This window comes from Amycolatopsis sp. A1MSW2902, from assembly GCF_017312175.1.
In the GTDB taxonomy this organism is placed as follows: domain Bacteria; phylum Actinomycetota; class Actinomycetes; order Mycobacteriales; family Pseudonocardiaceae; genus Amycolatopsis; species Amycolatopsis nivea.
This window is the reverse complement of the sequence record NZ_QJPO01000001.1, coordinates 2,072,320-2,096,039: the sequence shown is the minus strand read 5'-3', so window position 1 is coordinate 2,096,039 and position 23,720 is coordinate 2,072,320. Positions and strand designations below refer to the sequence as shown.

Sequence of the window (23,720 nt, the reverse complement as noted above, 5' to 3'; positions counted from 1 at the left end):
CTTCACCGGCCCGGCCTTCCGCTGTCCTCAGTGCCCGCGGGCGATCCATTCCGACAAGTGCGGCGCCTCGTCGCCGATCGTGGTGGCGTCGCCGTGTCCGGTGTGCACCTTCGTGGCGGCGGGAAGTTCGAGCAGCCTGTCCCGGATCGACGAGACGATCGTCGGGAAGTCCGAAAAGGACCGTCCGGTGGCCCCCGGACCGCCGGAGAACAAGGTGTCGCCCGAGAACAACGCACCTGCCTCGGGCAAGTACAGGCACACCGAGCCGGGCGAATGCCCCGGAGTGTGGACGACCCGCAGCTCCGTGCCCGCGACCGCGATCCGTTCCCCGTCCCGCACCGGCCAGAACTTCTCGTCCGGGTGAGTCATCTCCCACAGCTCCTGGTCGCCGGGGTGCAGCAGCACCGGCGCGTGGAGGTTCGCGGCGAGCGCCGGTGCGACGGTGACGTGGTCATTGTGCCCGTGCGTGCACACCACGGCGACGACGTTCCGGCCGTCGACCGCGTCGGTGATCGCCTTCTCGTCGTGAGCGGCGTCCACGATCACGACCTCTTCGTCGTCGCCGATCAGCCAGATGTTGTTGTCCACCTCCCAGCTTCCGCCGTCGAGCTCGAAAACCCCCGAGGTGACGACACGCTCGATGCGCGGCCCGCTCACCAGACCACCACCGAGCGCAGCACGTCGCCGGCGTGCATCGCGTGGAACGCCTTCTCGACGTCGGCGAGCCCGATGCGTTCGGAGACGAACTTCTCGAGCGGGAGCCGGCCCTGCCGGTGCAGATCGATCAGCATCGGGAAGTCCCGCTCCGGCAGGCAGTCGCCGTACCAGGACGACTTCAGCGCCCCGCCGCGGGAGAAGAAGTCGATCAGCGGCATCTCCAGCCGCAGGTCCGGCGTGGGCACGCCGACCAGCACGACCGTGCCGGCGAGGTCGCGGGCGTAGAACGCTTGCCGCCACGTCTCCGGGCGGCCGACCGCGTCGATGACGACGTCCGCGCCGAATCCGCCGGTGAGTTCCCGCACCGCCGCGACCGTGTCGGTTTCCGACGCGTTGACGACGTGCGTGGCACCGAGGTCGCGGGCCCATTCGAGCTTCCGCTCGTCCCGGTCCACCGCGATGATCGTGGTCGCTCCCGCGAGCCGGGCCCCCGCGATCGCCGCGTCCCCGACTCCCCCGCAGCCGATCACCGCGACCGAGTCGCCGCGGCCGACCGCGCCGGTGTTCACCGCGGCGCCGAGGCCCGCCATCACGCCGCAGCCCAGCAGACCCGCCACCGCCGGGTCCGCCGACGAGTCGACCTTGGTGCACTGTCCGGCGTGCACGAGCGTCTTGTCGGCGAACGCGCCGATGCCCAGCGCGGGGGTCAGCTCGGTGCCGTCGGCGAGCGTCATCCGCTGGGCCGCGTTGAACGTGTCGAAGCAATACTGCGGGCGGCCGCGCTTGCAGGCCCGGCACTGACCGCAGACCGCGCGCCAGTTCAGGACGACGAAATCGCCCGGCCGCACGGAGTCGACCCCGGCGCCGACGCTTTCCACCGTGCCCGCCGCCTCGTGCCCGAGGAGGAACGGGAACTCGTCGTTGATCCCGCCTTCGCGATAGGTCAGGTCGGTATGGCAGACCCCGCAGGCCGCCACCGCGACGACGACCTCGCCCGGTCCCGGATCCGGGATCACGATGTCCGCCAGCTCCACCGGACTTCCCTGCGAACGGGCGATCACCCCGCGTACCTGCTGTGGCATTCTTTCTTCCTTCGTGCCGAGCGACAAGCCATGCGCCAGAGCGCATACCGCTCCGACGGTAGTGCCGCGCCGAGCCGCCGCGACCCCGTCGTCCGGCGAGGAATTCCTGGTCTTCCGGCCAGGCGCCCGGGAGGTTACCCTGAGCCGGATGCCCGCCGACTCCGCCGCCGCCGACCTGCCGGGGCTGCGCGACGTCGTCGACGGCCCGCTGCACGACATCGCCGGGCGGTTCTCCCGCTACCTCGCCGAGACCTGGCCGCACCGCGCGCTCGTGATCTTCACCCGGGAGTGCACCGGCAGGCCCCGCAAAGTCGCCGGCGACCCGGAGACGACGGGCAAGATCACGATCCCCGAGCTCGAGGCGCTGAAGGCAGCCGTGCGGCCCGGCTCCGCGACGAGGACGACCGCGCAGCTCGGCGGCACGGCGCGGCCGGTGTGGTCCGTGCACGACCCCGTCGGCACCCTGCTGGTGCTGATCCCCCGGACGGCGCGGAAGCCGGTGCCGCACCCGGTGCTGCTCGCCGAACTTTTCGGGATCGTCGCGACGTCCATCCGGCAGCAAGTCACGCAAGCGAGCCCGGATTACCTCACCGAGTCCCGTGCGGCGTCGAGCGAACGCGCGCGCACGATCGTCGAAATGGCTGCGACACAGGAAAGAACGCTCGTCACGGTCCTGAACGCGCTGCGGTCGGCCAAGCTGGACGCCGAGGGCGCCCGAGCCGCCGCCACCGACGCCGCCTCTGCCGCACTGGTGGCCCTGCGGTCGGCCCACAAAACCGATCTCGCGCTGTCCGAAGAGCCAGTGCACACCGCCTTCGCCCGGCTGCGCCGGGAAGTACGGCAGGTTCTGCGCCACCACGACGCCGAATTGGAGTTCGTGGAGCCGCGGCCCGACACGCGTCCGCTGTACGGAGAACTCGCACCCGCCGCGCGAGCCATGACCTGCACAGCGGTCCTGGCGTTCACCGCCCAGCCGACGTTGACCCGGCTGCGCGTCGCGTGGTCCTGCGACGACTCTTCGCTGCGGCTGGACATCCGCGACCACGAGTCCGGACGCCTCGACGTCGATGCGCTGCACCTCCAGCTCGACGGACGCGCGAAGGCACTCGGCGGCGCCGTCGAGGTCGACGCGGTGTCAGGCTGGGGAAGCCGGGTCTCGATCGTCCTCCCCCGCTCCCTCGCGCGGGACAGCACGGAAACCACCGGCCTCTCGCGACTCAACCGCCGCGAGCTGGAAGTCCTGCGGCACCTTGCACAAGGACTGCGGAACAAGGCAATCGCCGAACGGCTCGACATCACGGAGAGCACTGTGAAGTTCCACGTGGCGAATGTCTTGAAGAAACTGGAGATCGGCTCGCGAGGGGAGGCCGCGGTTCTGGCGCTGAACGCCGGGATCGCGTGAACGCGTCCTCGTTGCCGCAAGACCGTCAGCCACTCGTGAAAGTTCTGCGCCCCGGCCACACCACAGCCCTGCTCGCAGGCGGCTCCGCAAATCTATTCTTTTTTCGGCACCCGGCGGCGAATTCAGTTCAGAAACCCACGACCCGCCAGCGGATTGTCCGGAACGTGCGGCACCACCATTTCGCGGAACGGCGATAACCAGACGATCTCTCCCACGTCGCCGGTGCGGCAATTCGGCGGTTGGCGGAGATGTCCGAAATACCAGTCCAGCTCCCGGCGCCCAATCTCGGGAGCCACCATTGCGATGTCTTCGTCGTCGAGGCAGTTGACCCGCATGGGCACGCTGTCGAGGTAGGCGTCAATCGCGGAGTCGGCGCCGTTCTTCGCCCTCAGATGCGTTCTCCAGTCCGGGACGAGCTCCCGGATGTCATCCGAGCACCCCGACGGGCGCCTCAACAGCGGTCAGGGAATCAGTCGTGCATTGGAGCTCGTTCCTGTTTCCGCAGGTCAAACCCTATATAAAGGGAGGCAGAGTGGGCCGGGTCGGGCTCGAACCGACGGCCAAGGGATTATGAGTCCTCCTGGGCCGAACGGTGTGCTGACCTGCGAAAACGCAGGTCAGCGGCGAGCATTGGGACTAAAATCCCTTGGGTTTGGCGATATCCCCCAAATCGGGGATCACGGCCATCGTCCACATGACCCCGCTAAGAGGCCGCATCGACGACGCATGGAGCGAGTTGCTGCCTAGCGCGAGCCATTCCCGCACGGGTCGTCGACCGGCGTGCTGCCGCCCGGACTGAGCGCAGCGCTCGTCCACGCGATCGCCGCCATGAGCCGCGATGCCACAGCCGGTTCCCGCGCCGTTGCCAACAGGCCCGCAATCGCCGCTCGACAACCACGGAAAACTCACGACAGAAAACTCGACCGCACCGTTCGGCACCAACATATGACTCTGCACCCGACCAGCGCTCACGTTTTTCTGTTTAGCCAATGCCGGAGCCCGGCGGGATGACGACGGGTCGAACCGCGGGAGCGGGAGAAATAACAGGTCACGTTCGGTATTTGACGGCAAACGCTACGGCTCATCATCCTCGTCGTCCGCTTGGTCAAGACTCCGCAAATCGCTGGCTTGCTCCTCCAGATGCCGCAAAGCTAAGGTAAAACTGTTCCGGAGAAGCTCGTTTTCTTCTTTCTCTATCCGCTGAGCGGCGAGGGTTTTGGCGCGTTCAAGTTATTCTGAGGTGCTGGCTGCCCAACTCAAACTACGCACGGCCATTGCGGCGGCGAAGTGGCCTGCCATCGTCGAAGCAACATCCGTCCCAAGAGTGGCCGCACGTTCGAGCACGGCCCTGGCCAAACCCGGGTGGTGCAGTGGCCAAATCCGGCCACCACCCAACCCAGTCGCCATTCCGAGCAGCGTTGCCCCATCCAGCGCACCGACGGCATCGGTGATGTGCGCTGCCAACGCATAGGGCATCCGCTCACCCAGAACAAGACTCGCCACGCCGAACGCAGCGTCGTCCCGTGGACTCGGCCGAGCGACACCGACGAGCCAATCAGCCATCATTCGAGCCTCGTGTTCGAGCACTTCTGCGAGGCCCGTCTCCGCAGGAAGACTCCGTCCGTACGCCGCTGCTCGATGTAGGTACTCGACGAAGAGCTGCAGGTGGGCGCGCGATATCTGCAGCGATAGCCTGGTTCTCGTAGTCACTCCAGCCGGACAATTCAAGCAGCCCCAGAACCACTTCGGCATCTGAGACAGCCAACCCCCTGCCCAGGTTGCGCCGTTGTACTCCGACGCAAGGTGAAGGGTCTTGGTCACAGCCGCTGGCGAGGCCGTCTGCAGGATCGAGCGTCCCGCATCGTCTGGGCTGGCTCGCAGGAGCGGCAGCGATTCGACAACCGCCCAGCCTCGAGCCACCGAGCAGACGCGAGCACGTACCGATTGCCGGATGCTGCGTGACGCGTGACAACCGTCGGACATCCGGCGGTCGTCCGAGGCGCGCGACGATCACGGTGGCTTCGGTACGTGCTCGCTGCGAGGCACGAACCGCTGGAGGACGGATTAGCCCGCGGCGTCGGGCCGGAACAGGTAGCCGGGCAGTGGAGAGGCACACGCCGAGCCCGGTAGTCAATGTTCTCGGAGTAGTCCTCGGAGCCCACCCGTTCTGCCGGGAACTCATCGATGACGCCGGTGACCGTCGCGAGAGCACCGCCGACCGCGATCCCGAAGACACCTTGGCCACCTTGGAGGAGATCGACGATCTCCTCCGGGGACGTGCACTCGTAGATGGTGGTGCCATCGGTGAACAAGGTGATGCCGGTGAGTTCGGTGAGATCACGGCCCCGCAAGTGGTCCACCATGACGCGTACGGGCGCGAGGGGAACGCCCATATTGAGGTTTCCCCCGGGGCCGGACACCGGGTTTTATGCCGCGTGGGCGTGGTGGTGATGGTAGTTCAGGCGGGTTTCGTGGGGTGTTCGGTAGTCGAGGGTGGAGTGCAGGCGGTGGTGGTTGTAGTAGGCGAGGTAGGCGAAAACCGCTTGCCTGGCTTGGCCGCGGGTGGTCCAGGAGCGGGCGCCGATCTCGGTTTTGAGGGTGGCGAAGAAGGATTCGGCGGCGGCGTTGTCGTAGCAGGACGCGGTCCTGCCCATCGACGGGCGGATGCCGAGCGCGGTCAGGGCGGCGCGGAACTCGGTGGAAGCTGGGTGCCGCGGTCGGAGCGGAACACCGCGTCCGGTGCGGTCAGGCCGCGGTCCGCGGCGAGCGTGATCGCGTCGCAGACCAGGCCGGCGCGCATGTGCGGGGCGAGGGCGTGGCCGACGATTTCGCGGGTGTGCAGGTCGAGCACGGTGGCCAGGTAGAGCCAGCCTTCCTCGGTGGGCAGGTAGGTGATGTCCCCGACCAGCCGCTGCCCGGGCGCGTGGGCAGTGAAGTCGCGGCCGATCAGATCCGGCGCGGCCGCGGTCTTGTCCGGCCTGGTCAGCGAATGCCGCCGTCGCCGGGCGATCCCCGTGATGCCGCGCTCGCGCATGACCCGCTCGACTTTCTTGTGGTTCACCGGTTCGCCGCGGCGGCGCAGCTCGGCGGTGACCCGCGGGCTGCCGTAAGCACCCTGGTGGGCGGCGTGGATCCCGGCGATCTCCCCGGCCAGCCGATCCTCGGCCGCGGCCCGTTGTTCGCGGGCCGGGGCGGCGGCGAGCCATTCGTAGAACCCCGGGCGGCGGACCCCGAGGACGCGGCACAGCCGGGCAACGCCGTAGGCGGCGCGGTGGGCGGAGATGAACCGGTAGCTGCGGGTCAACGATCCATCTCCTGCGCGAAATAGGCGGCCGCTTTGCGCAGGATCTCCTTTTCCTTCTCCAGCTCCGCCACCCGTTTGCGCAACGCGCGCAGCTCCCGCTCTCCCGCGTCGCCCCCGGTCGCGGCCGCCCGGTCGGCGCGGTCGGCCGCCCGCACCCACGTCCGCAGCGTCTCGTGATTCACCCCCAGCTCACGAGCCACCCGCGCCAACGGACGAGACACCGACCGCGCCAACGCCACCGCGTCCCGCCGGAACTCCTCCGGATACCTCGACAAACCAGACACAACAACATCCTTCCCCAGCCGGAGTGTGCGCGGCCGGGTCGGGGACGGTGGTGGTGCGCCACCGTTTCGGAGCTCGTCCGGCGCGGTCGGCGGCGCGCAGGAGCCGGGCGATGCGCTTGCGGGAGTGCCGGTGCCCGCGGTGGCGCAGTTCGGCGTGCAGCCGGGGCGTTCCGTAGGTGCCGTTCGACTCGTCGTGGATCGCGGCGATCACCTCGGTCAGTTCCGCATCCTGCCGTGCGCGGGCAGACGGTCCGGCGGCGCGGTGGGCGTAGTAGGCGGCTCGGGAGACCTTCAACAGGGTGCACGCGCGCTTGACGTTGCCACCGTCGGCAGCGTTCTCCGCCTCGATGAACGGGTACACGTTCACCGGATCTCCTTCGCGAAGAAAGCTGTCGCTCGGTTGAGGATCTCCACGTCCTCCGAGAGGCGGCGGTTCTCCCGCCGCAACCGGGCCAGCTCGTTTCGTTCGTCGCTGGTCAGCCCGTCGGTGCGGGTTCCCGCGTCCAGCTCGGCCTGGGTGACCCACTGCCGGACTGCGGTCTCGGTCAGGTCGAAGTCCTTCGCGACCTGCCCCACCGAACGCTCGCCGCGCTGGCACAGCTCCACGATCTCGGCCTTGAACTCCCGCGTGAACGAACGACGAGGCCGAGGCTTCTTCTTGCCCATGGCGTCCATGATGAGGGACATCCTTCCGGAGGCACACGCCCCCTGATCTCAGGTGTCCGCCAAAACGGGGCATCCCCAGATCACTAGCAGAGGCCCGACCCATATCCGCCATCAGGTTCAAAGACAGGCTCTAACAGACGCGGTCGAGACATCACATCTAGACGTTGTCCCCACGTCGGCGTTGACGATAGGCGTGCTGTTGACAGGCGCGGGAGCAGTAGGTGCGAAGGCGACCGCGGGGTGAGAGCTCCACCTCGGTCCCGCACACGCGGCATTCACGCGCTACTCCGGCATTTTCATCACGTCCTTGAGTGGACGGGATTTTTTCGTCACGCTTCCTTGGCCTAACCGTTCTCCGTGTCGCGGCATCGGCGGCTTCGATCAGGTCCGTCGCCGCGATGCGCCCTCGCGGCGTGCTCCGCCTGAGCTCGGGGTCCAGCATCGGGCATGAGGCTGGGTCGTCGTCGGTGCAACTGAGCAGGTTTCGCAGGTAGTTGCGCGCTGCCGCCATCTGTTCGATTTCGTTGTCCAGGTGGCTGATGCAGTCCTTGATAACCTGTTGCCAGACGGAGAAATTGGCCTTCTCGGAGGTCACGACGGCGACGCTGGCCAGGGGCATCCGTCCCTGCACGTGGCAGAGATAGGCCATACCGACGCGTCGCAGATCGAGTTCGTCGTAGCGCCGTCGCGCGGTGGCTCGGCCAGGCGGGGCCATGACTCCCTGTCTCTCCCACCACCGCAGAGTGGAGGGCGCGAGGTCGTAGAGCGCGGCGACTGCTCCGATCGGTACCGAGTGCTGGGTCATGGGTCCATATTGACATGAAGACGGCTTCAACTCACATGCTTAGGAGCAGCCTAACTTCTCTGGTTCCGCTGTCTGCTGTCGCTGCGGGACGGATTGCTGCCGCCGACGAAGGACTCGCTTGATGACGACCACGCATGCCGACGCGACGACGGACCATGCCCGCCCCGCAGTCACCGCACGCGACCCTGAGATGCTTCCGATCGACGCCTTGGCGAGGATGCACCAGCCCATCCACCTCCACATGGTGGTTTGCGCGGTGCTATCGGTGGCGGCGGTCGCCAGGTTGGCGCCGTATGTCGCGATCGGGGAGATCGCGCGGGCTCTGCTCACCGCACACCGGCCGGATGATCGGGCGTCCACGGTTTGGGCGTGGGTGGTGATCGGCGTGGTCGGCGCCGTCGTCCGGCTGGTGCTGGACGGGCTCTCGGCGCACATCGGGCACAACGCCGACGCGCTGATGCTGCACAAGTTGCGGTCGCGGCTCGGCTGGGTTCGGTGCCGCTGGGCTGGCACGATCCGGCAGAACGTCCTGATTGCCCGTCCGGACGCCAACCAGGACGACCTCGACATTGCCGCTCGCGCCGCGCGGCTCGACGAGGTGATCGACAGGCTTCCGCAGGGATGGGGAAACCGCACCGGCGAGGCCGGCAGGTTGCTCTCCGGCGGCGAGCAACAGCGAGTCTCGATCGCACGCGCGTTCCTGAAGAACGCCCGCATCGTCCTCATCGACGAGGCCGCCTCGGCACTCGACCCGGAGAACGCCACCGCCGTCGCCGACGCGGTCACCGCGCTCAGTCAGGACACCGAACGGATCGTCGTCGTGATCGCACACCATCCGACCACCCTGGCCGCCGCCACCCGCGTGGTCACCCTCGACGCCGGCCATGTCGTCGAGACCGGCACTCCCGACGACCTCCGCCGCACAGGCGGCAGCTTCGCGCGGCTCTACGACCAGTACGTGTATGCCCACGCCTGGACCATCACGAACCAGGACTGACCCGGTTCCTTGCACGAAAGGCACACCAGCATGCGCTCGATACGACCACTGGCCGCGCTTCTCACCGCCGTCGTCCTCCTGGAGGGCGGCTCCAGCGGCGGTGAGCCCGAGCCGACCGCGGCCGAGACCGTCACTGTCACCGCCGCGGGAAAGGAGGTCACGGTCCCCGTCATCGACACCGGAATCTGGGCGCTGGAGTACCAGACGGCACTGAACCTGCTGTCGATCGGCGTTGTCCCCGCCTACGTATCGGAGTACGCCTACGAGCCGGACCCGATGATCCGCGCCGCCTACACGATCCTCGAAGACGCCGGGGTCAAGCTCATGGAGAACGGCAAGGCCGAACGGATCGCCGCGGCGAAACCGGAGCTGATCCTGGGCAACCCGATCTTCGACGAGAAGATCGTCGACCAGATCGACCAGGTCGCCCCGATGCTGCCCTGCGACTCGCTGCAACCCCTCAATGACGAGCTCACCCTCCTGGGCACCATCACCGGACACGCATCGCAAGCCGACTCGATCATTGACGCGGTGGCCGCCGATCGGGCAGAGATGGCGGACCGGATAACCAGTACCGACTTCGCTGGCGCCAGCGTCTCCGTCCTGTCCGCCTGCGGCGAGGACGCGATCTGCATCTACGGCACCGACCGCGCCTTCGGGCCGCTCCTCGCCGCGCTCGGCTTCACCAGACCCGCCTCCCCGGACACTGCGGGGAACGAGTGGGGCTACGAGACGATCTCGTCCGAGCGGCTGAACGAGCAGGTCGCCGACATCGTCGTCGCGTTGACCGGCTCGGTCGCCTTCGGGGCACCCTCGCCGATCGGGAACCCGCTGTTCGACACCTCGAAGTCGGTGACCGGCGAGGTCGACTACTCCGCTCGGTACGGCGCGGGCCCGCTGAACCAGGCGCGGATCCTCCGCGACCTCGACCGCGACCTCGACGCGAGCCTGTTCGGCGAAGGGGAGATCACCACCGAGGCTGACGCGCCGGCCCTGTGGGCAGAGGCGATCGAGGCGGCGCGCTGATGCCCGCCCCGATCATCCTCAACTACATCCTGGGAACGCAGGGGTACCCGTGGGAGGCGTGGCGGCATCCCGACAGCCGCATCGACCGCGTCACCGACCTCGACTTCTACCTGGAACAGGCGCGGATCGCAGAGCGGGGCCGGTTCGACACGCTGTTCCTGGTCGACCACCTCTCGTTGTTCCCGACGCCGGACGCCCCGCTGTTCTGGACCCTCGACCCGATGCAGTTGATGACCGCGCTGGCTACGCACACCGAGTACATCGGCTTCATCGCCACCGTAGGCACCTCGTTCGCCTCTCCGTATCAGACGGCGCGTCGGCTGGCCACGCTCGATCACCTGTCCCGGGGCCGCGCCGGGTGGAACATCGTCACCTCCGGTTCCGAGACGGAAGGACTCAACCACGGCCTGACCTCCGCGGTGGACCGCGAGGCACGGTATCGGCGGGCGTGTGAGTTCCTCGACGCCTGTCTCCAGCTGTGGCACGCGTGGGAGGTCGACGCCCTCCCGGCCGACAGGGCCCAGGAGACCCCGGTGGACGTGACGAAGATCAGTGCAATCAACTACCAGGGGCAGGAGGTCTCGGTCAAAGGCCCGTTGGGCACGCCGCGCTCGCCGCAGACCGTTCCGATCCTCTGCCAGGCCGGCCCCTCGCCCTCCGCGCGGGAGATCGCCGGCGCCTACGCCGACCTGGTCTACGCGCGCCACGAGGGCATCGCCGAGTCGCGGGAGTACCGTGATAACCTCCGGGAGTGCGCCCACGCCGCTGGCCGCGGGCGCGACGCGATCCGGCTCATCCCCAACGTCGTTCCTTTCATCGGAAGCACCGAGGCCGAGGCGCGCCGGTTCCACGACGAGCTCATGGACCTGGCGACACCCGCGGCACGGCTCGCCGATATCGCCGGCACCCTCGGCATCTCCCTCGACCCGGCGGACCTGCGCCAGACCGTGCCACCCGAGTACGTCGCCCAGGCGGAGCGTCACTGGCCCTGGGTAACCACGACCGAGGCCGCCCGCTGGCCCCCGGCGGACGAGACGATCACCTGGGCTCAGCTGGTTCGCGCCGTCGACTCCGCGCATCAGCACACCGTGCTCGTCGGAACACCCGAACACATCGCCGACCGCCTGGCCACCGGGTGGGAGCAGGGCGCCTACGACGGCCTCAGCATCGCCGCCCCACTCATCCCGGCAGGCCTTGCCGACTTCGTCGACACGGTCGTCCCGATCCTGCAGGACCGCGGTGCGCACAAGCGCGATTACCCGCCGGGCACGCTGCGCGAACGGCTCCGCCTCCCGATCTCCCAGCACGTCGACCGAAGCCGCTGGACCCCTCACTACCCGACACCCACTGACTGATCATCACCAGAGAGAAGCCACCCCCAGCATGAATATCTTCAGAGAGCCCGCCACCACGACCGCTCGCACAGCCAACACCGGGATCGGAGTGCCGATCGCGATCTACGCCGCGGTTTTCCTCGCCATGCTGGACGTGAGCGTCGTCGTGCTCGCGCTCCCGTCCATCCAGACCGACCTCGACGGGTCAACGAGCCTGGGCCAGTGGGTCATCGCCGCCTACACGGTGTGCCTGTCCGTGCTCTCGCTCTCCGTCGGCGCCGTCAGCGACCGCTACGGTCGCAAACGGCTGTTCCTGATCGGGGTTGCGATCTTCACGGTCGGTTCCGTGTCGTGCGCACTCGCGTGGTCGCCGGCGGTGCTGATCGCCGCGCGACTGGTGCAGGGAGTCGGCGCCGCCATCGTCGTGCCCGGCAGCCTCTCGCTGGTCGCTCGCTCCTTCACCGAGCCGAGCAAGAGAGCGCGAGCCATCGCAGGCTGGTCCACCACCGCGGCCAGCGCTGCACTGGCCGGCCCGATCATCGGAGGACTCCTCGTGAACGCCCTCGGCTGGCGGTCCGTGTTCTGGATCAACCTGCCCATCGGCATCGTCGCCCTCGCGCTCGGATGGCGATTCCTCCACGAGTCCGCAGACCCCGAACACACCGACATCGACCCTGTCGGCCAGCTCCTCGGCATCTGCGTCCTCGGCACGCTCTCCTACGGACTCATCAACGCCGGCGAGCACGGCTGGAACGCGCCGATCACCTGGATCCCGCTGACGCTGTCGGCCGTCGCGCTCCCTGTGTTCGTCGCCGTGGAAGCGCGCCAGCTGCGTCCGATGCTCCCGGTCAGGCTGTTCACCGATCGACGGTTCACGATCCCGATCCTGGGCGCCTTCACTGTGGGATTCAGTCTGCTCGCTCTCGGCGTATTCATCCCCGCGTACCTGCAGCAGGGCCAGCACCACAGCGCTGCCGTCGCCGGACTGATCATGGTGCCGCCGGCGCTCGTCGCCGTCATCACCCCGTTCCTTACCGGCCGAATCCTCGCCAAGACCGGACCCGTCACCCCGATCACCGGCGGGCTCGCCGCCGCCGCGACAGGCGCGCTCCTGCTGCTCACCGTCAACGCCGACGGTCCTCCCTGGGTCGTCATCGTGGCGATGAGCGTCCTCAACCTCGGCTACAGCTTCGCCGTACCCGCGACCAGCGCGGCCGTTCTCGACGCCGTGCACGACAGCAGAGCAGGCACGGCATCCGCGACCGCAAGTGCCGTGAGGCAAACAGGCACCACCCTCGGCATCGCCGTGCTGGGCACGATCCTCGCGGCTCGACTGGCCGCACCCGCCTCCGGCGAAGTCGACGCCGCACAGACCTCAGGGCTGCACGGGATGGCCATCACCGCCGCCGGCGTTGCCCTCATCACGGCCCTGGTCTGCGCAGTCGGGCTCCGGACCTCCAGGCTCCGGGCACCCAACCCCGAAGGAGCGCGGAATGTGCCGACAATTGAGCGAACCGACCCGGATGCGTTCACCCCCAGCGCCACCGCTGTCACGCGCAGGCCGTCCGGTCGACTGCTGTGGCTCTTGATCATCATCACCACCCTGGCCCTGACCATCGTCGCGAGCATCATGATCGGCGCGTGACCGATCTCCGCGGGCACGATCTTGGACGCGCTCACCGCGTTCGACGGTTCCGACGAGCACCTGATTGTCCGCACGCTGCGGATCCCTCGCACCCTGGCGGGGATCGTCGTCGGGGCAGCTCTCGGCACCGCCGGCGCGGTACGGCCTGGCCTTGTCCGGCGCACCGACGCCGTCGTGGGTCACAGCGATACCGATCAGCACGGGGGCCTCCTCATGTGGTTCGCGGGTGAGCCGGGCGAGTTCGGCGGCCCGCGTGTAGTGCGCGAGCGCGGCCTGCCGGCCACCGCATGCCAGCGTGCCGTCCGCGAGTCCGTCGTGCACGAGGGTTTCCAGCGGCCGGATGCCCGTCGCCACCGCGATGTCGAGCGATGCCTCCTGATTCAGGCGTGCCGCCGACGAGCCGCCCTGTCGGCGGTGTACCAGCCCGAGATACGCCAATGCATACCCTTCGGCCTTCCCGGTGGCCTTCGGCCCCGATCGCCGTCAGCGATCGGTCGAGGTGGTCATAGGCCTCCGTCCACCGGCCCAGCGCGCGGTACACGTCGCCCGAGGTTGGACAGCGAGCCACCCACCGCGGCACCACTGTAGCGATCCTGCCCGGAAGCCGCCGCCACCGGCGCTCAGCCCTACCGCGGCGACGTGCTCGTCGACCACAACCGCATCGTCGCCGTCGGCCGGACACCCGGCGACGGCACCCGCGTCATCGACAACCGCAGCAGGATTCTAATGTCCGGGCTGCGCGGGGCACACACCCCACTTCACCTGGGACAACAGCGGCGACCTCGACGGCCTGGCCGCCCTGCCGGTCGAAGAACACCTGCTGTTCGCGATCGCGCTCGACCCGCTCCTACCTCGACTCCGGCTACACCATGCGCCTGGGGGCAGCCTCGGCCAAGGACCGCCTCCGCGTCATCAACGCCGGACGATTCCCCGGCCACTGCTAATATGGCCAACGGCACGGGAATCGCCGTCACCGGCGGCGAACTGGTCAAGGGCATCACCGCGTTCTCTGACGGCCCGGAAGAAAGGCGCAAGACCGTACGCCGTCTGATCGAAATCGGCGTCGACCAGATCAAGCTCTCGATGACCGGCGAAAAGATCACGGACGACAGCGACCACGACAGCCAGCGTCGCGCGACCACGGAAACGGCACCAAACGCGGGTGCCACCAAGGCCGCCTTCACCGCCACCGTTCCGAAAATCATGATTATCCTCCGTCGCCCGCCAGCGCCTTTCAACTGAGAGCCTCGCCGGAAATCCCGCGCATCCGAGGTTACGACCCGACAGGCCCAAACCTCGGATGCGCGAGCCCGCGCCTCGATCCGCAGAACAAATCCTCCCCGGATTCCCCGAATTAGATGCGTGCATCCTCGCACCGAACCGAGAATGTCGACGAGGTCCATTTGAGTGATATATCATTTTACTATACCCCAGCTAGCTGGCAGAACAACCAGACTGCCGCGCCTCGGGGACGATGCCCCGGCAGATGCCCCCGAACTGTGCGATTTGACAGCAGTCCCATCTGCGCACCACCCGAGGCGTCACCGGGGATCGCTTCCTCGCAGGCTTAACAAATCCCTTTCACCTGGAAATCACTAAGGGTAGAGTTACTGACTGACAGTCACCCACACATGGCCTCCGAGGGTTATCGAACTATTTGGGGGAAGTCGAGTGCATATCCTGAAGCCGTACAACTCCTGAAGCCGTACAACGACGTCGTGAACAGCGCGTTCGACCAGGCCGAGGCGGGTACCGGCTGCTCGATGATCATCGAGGGCTCGTTCGGTACGGGCAAGTCAACGTTCCTCGACGCGATCCGCGACCGCGCCGGGCGGCGAGGGCTCCGGACCGCGCACACGGTGGGCAGCTACTACGAGCGAGGACTGAGTCACGGCGTCCTCGACCAAGTGCTGCACTGCCTTGCCAGGCACAAGGAACCGGCGCAAGCCGGGACGTCCGGCCAGTCCGGTCCTTCCGGCCAGAGCGGTCTCACCGTCTCGTCCAGCGGTGGAAACGGACACCCGAATCTGCTTTCCTTCTTCGCCATGACGCCGGTAGTCGTCACCGTCGACGACGTCCAGTGGAGTGACCCGGAGTCTTTGGAAGCGCTTGCTTTCATGGCTCGCCGAGCCGCAACCGTTCCGCTGGTCCTCGTCTTCACCGCCAACCCGCCGGAGGCCCGGCAGCACACCGGGCTCCTGTCCGAACTGATCGCCCGGATCGGCCACCAAACCAGGATCGCCCTGACCGACCTCGACACCGAGGCAGCAACGAACCTGGTACACGGACTACCGGACGGGCAGTTCCTCACCGCCGAGGCAGTCCACGACGTGGTCCGGCGAGCAGGCGGCAATCCCTATCTCCTGACCGAACTGGCCGCAGCGGCCACCTCGCGCCCCGACGGGTCAGGGCATCTGGTCCTCGTGCGCATCGCGTACCGGGTGCTGCCCATGCTCCGGCACCATTCACCGGACCTGCTGACCATCACCCGTGCCGTCACCGTTCTAGGCCCCTTCGCGGACGAGCGCCGGATAGCCGCGTTGACCGATCTCCCCATGTCCTCGGTCCGCGCGGACGCTGCCACCCTCGCGGCGCTGAACGTCCTGCGGCTGGGTGATCGGTGGACCTTCGCCCATCCCGTCCTCGCCGAGGTCATGCACTACGAGTGGCACCACGAAGAGCAGGCCAGGGCTCACCTCCACGCCGCGCGCCTGCTCCACCGGGAAGGCGTGGCGGCCGAGGATCTCGTCGCGCATCTCGAATCGGCGGACCAGGTCGACGGGCGGTGGGTTCTCGACGTACTCACCGAAGCGATCGCGGCGGCCCCGCCCAGCAAGCTCTCCCCACGGGTCGTCTCCGCACTGGGAAAGACCTCACTCGCGGGCCTCGGCGAGGACGACCGGCGCGCGACGCTGACCAGGTTGGGCCTGGCCGAGCTGACAACGTCGTTGCCGAGCGCGATCCGGCATCTCACGGAAGCCGTCCAAGCCTCACCACCGGGCACCAACGCCGAAGCAGCGCTCGGCCTGGTGCACGCGCTGACCTCGACGGGCGAGTACACGCAGGCGAGGTCGCTGTGCCACTTGACGCGGGAGTCCTCCCGTATCGGATCCGGCGAGAACCGTGACGCCGCCGAGGGGATGACCATCCTTCTGTCCGAATTGGACGGATCTGGCACGGAGAACCCGGGTAACGGAGCACTGCGTCGATGGGCCCGGCTCCCGCACCGCCATGGGCAGAAGCCTCTTCGCGATACGCCGGTGTCTGGACGACCGGCCGAGCGCCACCGGATCCAGTCCCTTGCTGGATCTCGCTTCGGGAACGCTCCCGCCCTACCTCGTCCTGCCGGACTTCCTGTCCGCCTTCGTCCAGGCCTGTGCGAACGAACTCACCATCGCGGACCTGGACGAGTACGCGGGAGAACTTCGCGAACGTCCGCGAGTCGTCCCGCCGATGCAGCAGTTCTTTGTCAACAGCCTCTACGCGGTGACAAGCGCGAACGCCGGGTCACTGACCGACAGCGCGCTGGCGGCTGACCTGGCGCTGCGTGCCCTCGGCGCGACGGGGCTCGCCGAGGAATCACCGTTAGCCCGGCTGCTGGCTTCGGTCCAGGCGACCACGCTGGTGGAGCGGGGTGACCTCACCGGCGCGAACCGGGCCCTGGTCAAGGCCGGGCTCACCGACGATCTGCCGGCGGGCACCGCGTCGGCGTTCGCCCGGTACGCCCGCGGGCAGCTGGCACTGGCGCAGAGGCGGCACGCCGAAGCCGTGCGGGAGTTCACCGAGTGCGGCCGCTGGCTGCGGACCCGCCGGGTCCGGAACCCGGCCGTCCTGCCGTGGCGTTCCCACTGCGCGTACGCGCTTGCCGCGCTGGGGACACGCAACCGTGCGCTGGCGTTGGCCGACGACGACCTGCGGCTCGCCCGGTGCCGGCAGCAACCGCTTCCGCTCGGCCGCGCACTGCGGGCCAAGGGCGTCCTCCTCGGCGACCAGGACGGAGAGCAGCTGATCAGTGCCTCGAATCAGATCCTGCGCCCCACCGACCTCCGGATCGAACAAGCCAGGTCGCTGGCCGAACTCGGCAAGCGCGCACTACGCACGAACCGGAAGGTGCGGGCCCGCGAGCTCCTGCTGCGGGCACACCGCATCGCGTCCGAGTGCGGCGCGAAACTCCTCGACGCCGAGCTCCGTGCCGAGCTGCGCAGCGCGGGCAGCCGGTCCATGCACTCAACGCTGTGTGGAACCGATGCCCTGACGGCGCGGGAACGGCGTGTCACCGAACTCGCCGGCGACGGCTGGAGCAACGACGCGATCGCGAAGCACCTCTACCTCGCACGGTGGAAGCTCATCTGACCAACGCGTACCGCAAACTCGGGATTTCTCACCGCGGCCAGCTCGCGTCCTCCTTGCACCCACACTGACCGGGAAGGGCCGGGAACCGTGTGGCCGCACGCGGTTCCCGGCCCTCCGCGTCCGGTTCATCGAGCGAGAGCGTCCAGCAGGATCTCCGATCCCGGCGCGCTGTGTTCGTCGAGCCGCTCGGTGACCTCGAACCCCGCTTCCTCCAGTAGTGCCCGGAGGTCCTCCTCCGTGCGATGGCGACCGCGCGCGTGCGCGAGCAGCAGCAGATCCTCCAGGCGGCTCAGGTGGAAGCCGTTGCCCGGTGGGAGAAGGTGGTCGAACACCAGCAGCCGGGCACCGGGTGCCTCTCGCCGTATTCGCGTCAGCAGGTCGACCAGGTCGTCGTCGGAGTGCCGCCTGCTCACCCGGTTGAGCAGGTAGACGTCCGCGCCACCGGGAACGCTCTCCCTCCAGTCCCCGGACAGGATCGCGCACCGCTCCCCGAGCCCGGCCAGCTCGAACTGCCGCGCCGGCTTCTGGACGGGGCCACGGACCTGGAGGATCCCGGTGGCCTGCGGCCAGGCCTTGAGCAGTGTGCCGAGCAGCCGGCCGCAGTTGCTGCCGACGTCGGCGATCACCCGCGCCGCGCCCAGGTCGGCGCGCTGGGCGACCGGAGGAGGAGCCGCGCCGAAACCCAGCACCGCGGCGAGCGCGTCGGTCCGTTCGGCCGCGGCAGGTTCCTTCACGCTCTGCTGTCCCTGGCGGACGGCGGTCGCCAGCGCTTCCCGGCCCGGTGCCAGGTCCCGCCCATGGGACAGGACAAGCGCCCGCCCCGATCCCGGGACGTCGGCGCGAAGCACCGTCGCCGGGCCGTTCGCGCCGATCCGCCCGTCCGGCCCCAGCTCGAACACCCCCAGTGAGGTCAGCGCGTTCAGCAGCCGGGTGAGCGCCCCTGGGTCGGTCTCCGTGAGCTCGGCGAGCTCCGCGACCGGCCGGGGCCCGTCGGCCACCAGATCGGCCAGGCCCAGCTCAGCGCTGACGACCAGCGCGTCCGCGGCCACCACGCCGCCGAGCAGCCCATGCACGAGCGTCCGGTCGATTCCACTCACGGTGGCTCGCGGCGCCACGTGTGCCACCACTTGTTCTGCCTTCATCCCGCTCTCCTCACGGAATCCGGTGCCAGCATCGGCACGAGCTTGCCGACGAGCAGTTCCGGGAACCCGAAGCCGTGCTCGACGGGGAAGAAATGTCCACCCGGGACCAGCCGCACCGCGAACCCCGCGGTGGTGTGGTCCCGCCACGCCCACAGTTCACGCAGTGCCACGGTGGGATCCTCGGTACCGCCGAACGCGAGGACCGGGCACCGCAGCAGTTCCCCCGGCAGGGGCTCATATCCCTCGGACACGGCGAAATCTGCCCGCAACGCGGGCATCAGCACCCGTAGCGGCTCGGGACTGTCGAAGACTTCTCCCGGTGTCCGGGCGAGCGCGCGGATCCCGGCCAGGAACCTGTCATCGGGCAGGTGCTGAATCCTGCGCTCCCGCAGCGGTAGATGCGGTGCCCGGTGCGCGGCCACCACCAATGCTGCCGGGCGGTGGCCTTCGGTGGTCAGCACGCGGGCGCATTCGTAGGCCAGCACGGCACCGAGGCTGTGCCCGAACAGCACGTACTCCCCCGGCGTGGCAGCCAGTTCCGTGCGGACCCGGCCCGCGAGGTCGTCGACGACGTCGGTCAGGCGGGTCAGCGGCCGTTCCCGGATTCGATGCCCACGGCCAGCGAGCTCCACCGGCCGGACCTCGAGCGGCTCGGGCACCGACGTCCGCCACGGCTCGTATGCCCGCGCCGACCCGCCCGCGCACGGGAAGCAGAACAGCGGCACCCGCCGCCGGACAAGGATTTCAGCCATCGACAGCGGCCTTTCCGAAGAGGCTGGACGCCACCGTGCGCAGCAGGACGGTCGACGTCCCCTCGTAGATCGTGCCCGCCTTGGCGTCCCGGAACATCCGCTCCACCGGGCTGCCCCGGACACAGCCCACGCCGCCGTGCACGTCGACCGCGGCGGCGGTCGCCCGCTCGGCGGTTTGGGCGGCGAACTGCTTGGCCATGGCGGCTACCCGCAGCCGCAGCATGCCGTCCCGTTCGTTCTCCACCACGCGGACCGCTTCGTACAGCAACGCCCGCGCCGCCTCGACCTCGGTGGCCATCCCGCCCACCGTCAGCTGGACTCCCTGGAACGCCGAGAGCTTCCGGTCGAACTGGACCCGCCTGCCCGCGTAGCCGACGACCTGCTCCAGCGCACCGGCGGCCAGCCCCACCAGCTGCGCCGCGATACCGATCCGACCCACGGTCAATGCCTCCATCGCGACGGTCGCGCCGCGACCGGGTTCACCCAGCACCCGTGTCGCGGGTACCTCGACGGCGTCGAGGTGGACCTCGGCGGTCGCGGCTGCCCGCACGCCGATCTGGTCGGTCACCGGCCCGACCGTCAGGCCGCGGGTGTCCTTGTCGAGGACGAACGCGGTGAGGCCGCTCTGGCCGGCGTCCTGCCGTGCCCCGGAGTCCTTGGCGAACAGCACGAAGACGTCCGCCTGAGGTGCCAGGCTGGTCCACCTCTTCGTACCGTCGAGCCAGTAGCCGGACGCGACAGGTTTGGCCACTGTGGACAGTGCGAACGCGTCGCTGCCTGCTTCCGGTTCCGACAGCGCGAAGGCCCCGAGGTCGCAGGCGGCGAGCCGGGGCAGGATCTCCGCCTGCAGCCCGGTTCCGCCGAACCGGGCGATGGCCCGGCTCGCCAGCACTGTGTGCACGTCGAGCGCCACGGCCGTCCCCGCGTCGACCCGCGCGATCTCTTCGATGGCGACGACCAGGCCCTCCAGGCCCTGGTAGCGGCCACCGTGCCAGCCGGGTACGCCCATCGCCATCAGGCCGGAGTCGAACAGGGCCGCGCGAACCTCAGAGGGTGTTTCGAAACCCAGTAGCGCGGCTGGGTGTCGGCTGTGATACGGGCGAGGCGTGGAGGCCATTGCGCAGAGTTGGGCAAGCCGCCACATAGCACAAGGCTTCAACGATTAGCTTCCCGGGTTTCGAAACACCCTCTCAGGGAGCAACCGCGCCTCGAGATCCATCTTGGCGGCGAACGGCGCCACCTTCTCCTCGGCGAACCGCCGCACTTCGGCCCGCTTCGCCTCCACCTCGGCGCCCAGCAGGCACACGCGCGCATCGTCATGCCGCATGACCGGCTCCCTCCCCCGCCCCAGCGGGCCGGTCGTCGAAGGTCAGCAACCGCCGCCACGTCCCGACGGTGGCGTTCGCCGGGATGCGCGTGAACGCCTCGTCCCGCAGCGTGGTCAGCACGGGAAGCTGCCATTCCTGGTACCGGCTGAGCGAAAACACCCGCTGCCGGATCCAGCGCACCCTCGGCTGTCGCCGTTCGGCGTAGCCCTGGAGTGCGGCCTCGACGTCGGCGGTCGCGGAAAGTTCTTCCGCGAGCGTGACCGCGTCCTCGATCGCCTGGCAGGCGCCTTGGCCGTAAACCGTGGGCATGGCGTGGGCGGCGTCCCCGAGCAGGGCGACACGGCCACGCGCCCACTGGTCCTCGAAGTGCCCGAAAAGGTCGGTCCGCATGATGCGGGCGGCGGGCGTGGTGCCGAGGACGCCCAGCAGCGGCGACGGGAAATGGCTCAGGTACTCCAGCAGCATCCGCTTGACCCCGACCGGATCCACGACCGGGGACAGCGCGGGTCCGCCGTTGCGGCTGACCGACCAGCACACCCGCCCGCCGCCGACCGGCCAGGACACCGTCCGCTCCCCCGCGGCGCCGAACACCATCAACGAGGTCTCACGCGGATAGCCCTCGTCGCTTTCGCTGATACCCCGCCAGATCATGTGCCCCAGCGCCTGGGCGGGCCGCCCGTCGAACAGGCCGCGCCGGACCACCGAGCGGATCCCGTCCGCACCGACGAGGACGTCGCCGCGTTCGGCGGCGCCGTCCGCGAACTCGGCGGTGACGCCGTCGGCGTCCTGCAGTACCGCGGTCAGCCTGGCGCGGTACCGGATGGGCACGGCGGCGCAGCCCGCCAGCAGGGTGCGCAGCAGGTCTTCCCGGCGTACCCCGACACCCCGGCGGCCGATCTCGTCGCCGAGCGGGCCGACCGGCACGGTGCCCAGCGGTCGCCCGGACACGCTCACGATTTCCTGGCGGTCCAGCTCGACGCCATGCGCGGCCACGGCGTCCGCGAGCCCGATACGGCCGAGCGCGGTGAGCGCGTTCGTCCAGATCGTGAGCCCGGAACCGGCCAGAGCCCCAGTTCCTCCTCGAACGCCGCGACGAGCCGCATCGCGTAGAGCGACTGCAGGCCGACCACCGTCAGGTCGGTGCCGGGGTTCACCTGTGCGGCGGGCACGCCGAGCAGGCGCGCCACGACCGCACACGCCGCGATCTCCCGCTCCGTCCACGGCCGATGCGGCGCCTCGGCGGCGTCCGGTCCGTCGAACGGCGGCAGCGCCGCGCGATCGACCTTCCCGTTGTCCGTCATCGGGATCGGGTCCAGCCACCCGATCTTCGCCGGGACGGCGTGGTCCGGTATCTGCCTGGCCAGATGCGCGGTCAGGTCGGCGGCGGGCGCGGGATCGTGTTCGGGGACGGCGTAGGCGTGGAGGATCGGCACGGGTCCCGGAGTGGTCGTCGCGACGGCGGCGCGGACCGCGGGGTGGCCGCGCAGCGCGGCCTCCACCTCGGCGAGTTCGAGCCGGAACCCGCGGATCTTGACCTGCTGGTCCGCCCGGCCGAGGTAGACCAGTTCACCGTCCGAAGTGGACACCGCGAGGTCCCCGGTGCGGTACCGCCGTTCCCCGGGTATCTCCGGGTCGTCGGTGAACCGCTCGGCGGTCAGGTCCGGCCGGGCGTGGTAGCCGTCGGCGACCGCCGGGCCGCAGACGTGGATTTCGCCTGGTACGCCAGGCGGTACCCGGCGGCCAAGTTCGTCGAGCACGAGCACGCGCTGGTTGGCCAGCGCCGTGCCGATCACGCTCCCTGTCCGGCCCGCGACGTCTTCGGCGGTGATCCGGTGTGTCGTGCTGGCCACGGTCGTCTCCGTGAGGCCGTAGAGGTTGATCAGCCGGGGGGCGGTCGAGGCCGTGCCGCGCGGCCCAGTCTCGCAGCGCCGTCGGATCGAGCCGGTCCCCGGCGAGCACGACCAGCCGCAGCGTGCCGGGCGACCGGCCGGACTCGGCGTCGGCCCGGTCGAACTCGGTGAACGCGGCCGGGGTCTGGCTCAGGACGGTGACCCGTTCGCGCAGGACGAGGTCGTGCAGCGCGCGCGGCTCGCGGGCGGTCCAGTACGGCACCACGACAAGAGTGCCGCCATGGGCGAGAGCGCCCCAGATCTCCCAGACGCTGTAGTCGAAGGCGATCGAATGGCCGAAGGTCCACACGTCCTCGCCGTCGAACGCGAACCGCCCGCGGCCCGCGGCGAGCAGGCCCAGCACGTTCCGGTGGGTGACCCGGACTCCCTTGGGTTCCCCGGTGGACCCGGAGGTGTAGAGCACGTAAGCCAGACTGTCCGAGGCACCGGCCTCGCCCGGCGGGGAAGCGTCCACAACGGACGTTTCGGGGACATCCTCGACAAGGAGCGCCGTGACGTCGCCGGGGCACCGGCCCACGGTGTCCCGCTCCGCCAGCACGAGGACTGGAGCGGCATCGTCGACGAGATAGGCGAGGCGTTCCTCCGGCAACGACGGATCCAACGGTACGTAGGCCGCGCCCGCCTTCAAGACCGCGACGATCGCCACAACGACCCGCTCGGTGCGGCCGAGGCACAGACCCACGAGACTGCCCGGGGACACCCCGCGCACGAAGCGCGTCCGCGAGGCGATCGGACGCGCGGTCCAGCTCGCCGTAGGTGATGCGGGAATCCCCGGACACCACCGCGCAGTGGTCCGGGCGACGCGCGGCCCGGCGACGGAACGTCTCCTGCAGGGTCGTTTCCGCCGGTGCCGGGGAGGCCGTGGGGGTGGCGACCTCCCTGGCACCGGTCAGCACCAGCTCACCGACGGTCCGGTCGGGCCGCTCGACGAGCTGGACGATCAGGTCACGCAGCTGAGTGGCGATCCGGCGCGCCGCGGCGCGCCCCACCCTGCGCCGGTCGGCGACCACCCGCAGCGGCATCGCGTCACCGG

Annotated in this window: 24 protein-coding genes, 1 tRNA gene and 2 pseudogenes; 9 read left to right on the top strand and 18 right to left on the bottom strand. The window is 69.2% G+C overall.

Going from position 1 to position 23,720, the window contains the following annotated elements; all coding sequences use genetic code 11:
- Positions 1–27 precede the first annotated feature (27 nt).
- On the bottom strand, positions 28–657 hold the full coding sequence (locus DMP23_RS09585) for an MBL fold metallo-hydrolase (protein WP_037818440.1): 630 nt from the start codon (positions 655–657) through the stop codon (positions 28–30).
- On the bottom strand, positions 654–1,739 hold the full coding sequence (locus tag DMP23_RS09580) for an S-(hydroxymethyl)mycothiol dehydrogenase (protein WP_037818441.1): 1,086 nt from the start codon (positions 1,737–1,739) through the stop codon (positions 654–656). The genes DMP23_RS09585 and DMP23_RS09580 overlap by 4 nt, the downstream gene beginning before the upstream one ends.
- A gap of 148 nt (positions 1,740–1,887) precedes the next feature.
- Here DMP23_RS09580 and DMP23_RS09575 point away from each other — a divergent pair, with 148 nt between their 5' ends.
- A complete protein-coding gene (locus DMP23_RS09575) occupies positions 1,888–3,141 on the top strand; it encodes a helix-turn-helix transcriptional regulator (protein WP_134734094.1) in 1,254 nt (417 codons plus the stop codon).
- 122 nt (positions 3,142–3,263) lie between these two features.
- Here DMP23_RS09575 and DMP23_RS09570 read toward each other — a convergent pair whose 3' ends face one another.
- From DMP23_RS09570 to DMP23_RS09530, 9 genes and pseudogenes are all read right to left on the bottom strand, one after another.
- Positions 3,264–3,482, bottom strand: coding sequence for a hypothetical protein (locus tag DMP23_RS09570; protein WP_337820826.1), 219 nt, complete (start codon positions 3,480–3,482; stop codon positions 3,264–3,266).
- A gap of 192 nt (positions 3,483–3,674) precedes the next feature.
- Positions 3,675–3,745: transfer RNA gene (locus tag DMP23_RS09565), tRNA-Met, on the bottom strand.
- A gap of 1,558 nt (positions 3,746–5,303) precedes the next feature.
- Positions 5,304–5,540: pseudogene (locus tag DMP23_RS09560) on the bottom strand (MerR family transcriptional regulator); the annotation flags it as partial.
- A 27-nt stretch (positions 5,541–5,567) separates the two neighbouring features.
- Positions 5,568–5,807 carry an integrase core domain-containing protein gene (locus tag DMP23_RS09555; RefSeq protein WP_337824379.1) on the bottom strand — a complete coding sequence of 80 codons (240 nt, stop codon included), beginning with the start codon at positions 5,805–5,807 and terminating at the stop codon, positions 5,568–5,570.
- A gap of 11 nt (positions 5,808–5,818) precedes the next feature.
- Positions 5,819–6,445 (bottom strand): IS3 family transposase, encoded by a 627-nt coding sequence (locus DMP23_RS09550; protein WP_337820825.1) that lies wholly within the window; start codon positions 6,443–6,445, stop codon positions 5,819–5,821.
- Positions 6,442–6,666 carry a transposase gene (locus DMP23_RS09545; RefSeq protein WP_337820824.1) on the bottom strand — a complete coding sequence of 75 codons (225 nt, stop codon included), beginning with the start codon at positions 6,664–6,666 and terminating at the stop codon, positions 6,442–6,444. Before DMP23_RS09545 ends, DMP23_RS09550 begins: the two co-directional genes overlap by 4 nt.
- The gene (locus tag DMP23_RS09540) at positions 6,635–7,096 is read right to left on the bottom strand and encodes an IS3 family transposase (protein ID WP_337820823.1); all 462 of its coding nucleotides are present in this window, start codon (positions 7,094–7,096) and stop codon (positions 6,635–6,637) included. Before DMP23_RS09540 ends, DMP23_RS09545 begins: the two co-directional genes overlap by 32 nt.
- Positions 7,093–7,404, bottom strand: coding sequence for a transposase (locus tag DMP23_RS09535; protein WP_337820822.1), 312 nt, complete (start codon positions 7,402–7,404; stop codon positions 7,093–7,095). Before DMP23_RS09535 ends, DMP23_RS09540 begins: the two co-directional genes overlap by 4 nt.
- A 148-nt stretch (positions 7,405–7,552) precedes the next feature.
- The gene (locus tag DMP23_RS09530; RefSeq protein ID WP_337820821.1) at positions 7,553–8,200 is read right to left on the bottom strand and encodes a MerR family transcriptional regulator; all 648 of its coding nucleotides are present in this window, start codon (positions 8,198–8,200) and stop codon (positions 7,553–7,555) included.
- 121 nt (positions 8,201–8,321) lie between these two features.
- Between DMP23_RS09530 and DMP23_RS09525 the strand changes: the two genes are divergently transcribed.
- The 8 genes from DMP23_RS09525 to DMP23_RS09490 all read left to right on the top strand — a co-directional run bounded on the left by DMP23_RS09525 (position 8,322) and on the right by DMP23_RS09490 (position 17,555).
- A complete protein-coding gene (locus DMP23_RS09525; protein WP_337820820.1) occupies positions 8,322–9,197 on the top strand; it encodes an ATP-binding cassette domain-containing protein in 876 nt (291 codons plus the stop codon).
- Positions 9,198–9,227: 30 nt separating this feature from the next.
- Complete coding sequence (locus DMP23_RS09520; protein WP_337820819.1) at positions 9,228–10,223, top strand: ABC transporter substrate-binding protein; 996 nt, start codon at positions 9,228–9,230, stop codon at positions 10,221–10,223.
- Positions 10,223–11,578 (top strand): NtaA/DmoA family FMN-dependent monooxygenase, encoded by a 1,356-nt coding sequence (locus DMP23_RS09515; protein ID WP_337820818.1) that lies wholly within the window; start codon positions 10,223–10,225, stop codon positions 11,576–11,578. The genes DMP23_RS09520 and DMP23_RS09515 overlap by 1 nt, the downstream gene beginning before the upstream one ends.
- Positions 11,579–11,666: 88 nt before the next feature.
- Positions 11,667–13,202, top strand: a complete 1,536-nt coding sequence (locus tag DMP23_RS09510; protein ID WP_337820817.1) for an MFS transporter — start codon at positions 11,667–11,669, stop codon at positions 13,200–13,202.
- 3 nt (positions 13,203–13,205) lie between these two features.
- Positions 13,206–13,790: an iron chelate uptake ABC transporter family permease subunit gene (locus tag DMP23_RS09505; protein ID WP_337824378.1), complete on the top strand. Its 585-nt coding sequence runs from the start codon at positions 13,206–13,208 to the stop codon at positions 13,788–13,790.
- Positions 13,791–14,147: 357 nt separating this feature from the next.
- Positions 14,148–14,444: a hypothetical protein gene (locus DMP23_RS09500; RefSeq protein ID WP_337820816.1), complete on the top strand. Its 297-nt coding sequence runs from the start codon at positions 14,148–14,150 to the stop codon at positions 14,442–14,444.
- A gap of 476 nt (positions 14,445–14,920) precedes the next feature.
- Positions 14,921–16,738, top strand: a complete 1,818-nt coding sequence (locus DMP23_RS09495; protein WP_337820815.1) for an AAA family ATPase — start codon at positions 14,921–14,923, stop codon at positions 16,736–16,738.
- Positions 16,689–17,555: a hypothetical protein gene (locus DMP23_RS09490; protein WP_337820814.1), complete on the top strand. Its 867-nt coding sequence runs from the start codon at positions 16,689–16,691 to the stop codon at positions 17,553–17,555. Before DMP23_RS09495 ends, DMP23_RS09490 begins: the two co-directional genes overlap by 50 nt.
- A gap of 125 nt (positions 17,556–17,680) precedes the next feature.
- On the opposite strand, the gene DMP23_RS09485 is transcribed toward DMP23_RS09490, so the two are convergent.
- The 7 genes and pseudogenes from DMP23_RS09485 to DMP23_RS48010 all read right to left on the bottom strand — a co-directional run.
- Positions 17,681–18,697 carry a methyltransferase gene (locus tag DMP23_RS09485; protein WP_337820813.1) on the bottom strand — a complete coding sequence of 339 codons (1,017 nt, stop codon included), beginning with the start codon at positions 18,695–18,697 and terminating at the stop codon, positions 17,681–17,683.
- Positions 18,694–19,449, bottom strand: coding sequence for a thioesterase II family protein (locus DMP23_RS09480; protein ID WP_337820812.1), 756 nt, complete (start codon positions 19,447–19,449; stop codon positions 18,694–18,696). Before DMP23_RS09480 ends, DMP23_RS09485 begins: the two co-directional genes overlap by 4 nt.
- Positions 19,442–20,566: an acyl-CoA dehydrogenase family protein gene (locus DMP23_RS09475; RefSeq protein ID WP_337820811.1), complete on the bottom strand. Its 1,125-nt coding sequence runs from the start codon at positions 20,564–20,566 to the stop codon at positions 19,442–19,444. Before DMP23_RS09475 ends, DMP23_RS09480 begins: the two co-directional genes overlap by 8 nt.
- A 45-nt stretch (positions 20,567–20,611) precedes the next feature.
- Positions 20,612–20,776: a hypothetical protein gene (locus DMP23_RS09470; RefSeq protein ID WP_337820810.1), complete on the bottom strand. Its 165-nt coding sequence runs from the start codon at positions 20,774–20,776 to the stop codon at positions 20,612–20,614.
- Positions 20,766–21,770, bottom strand: a complete 1,005-nt coding sequence (locus tag DMP23_RS09465; protein ID WP_337820809.1) for an FAD-dependent monooxygenase — start codon at positions 21,768–21,770, stop codon at positions 20,766–20,768. Before DMP23_RS09465 ends, DMP23_RS09470 begins: the two co-directional genes overlap by 11 nt.
- Positions 21,728–22,627 (bottom strand): non-ribosomal peptide synthetase, encoded by a 900-nt coding sequence (locus DMP23_RS09460; protein WP_337820808.1) that lies wholly within the window; start codon positions 22,625–22,627, stop codon positions 21,728–21,730. Before DMP23_RS09460 ends, DMP23_RS09465 begins: the two co-directional genes overlap by 43 nt.
- Positions 22,628–22,739: 112 nt before the next feature.
- Positions 22,740–23,709 (bottom strand): annotated as a pseudogene (locus tag DMP23_RS48010) (AMP-binding protein); the annotation flags it as partial.
- Between the last annotated feature and the right edge of the window lie 11 nt (positions 23,710–23,720).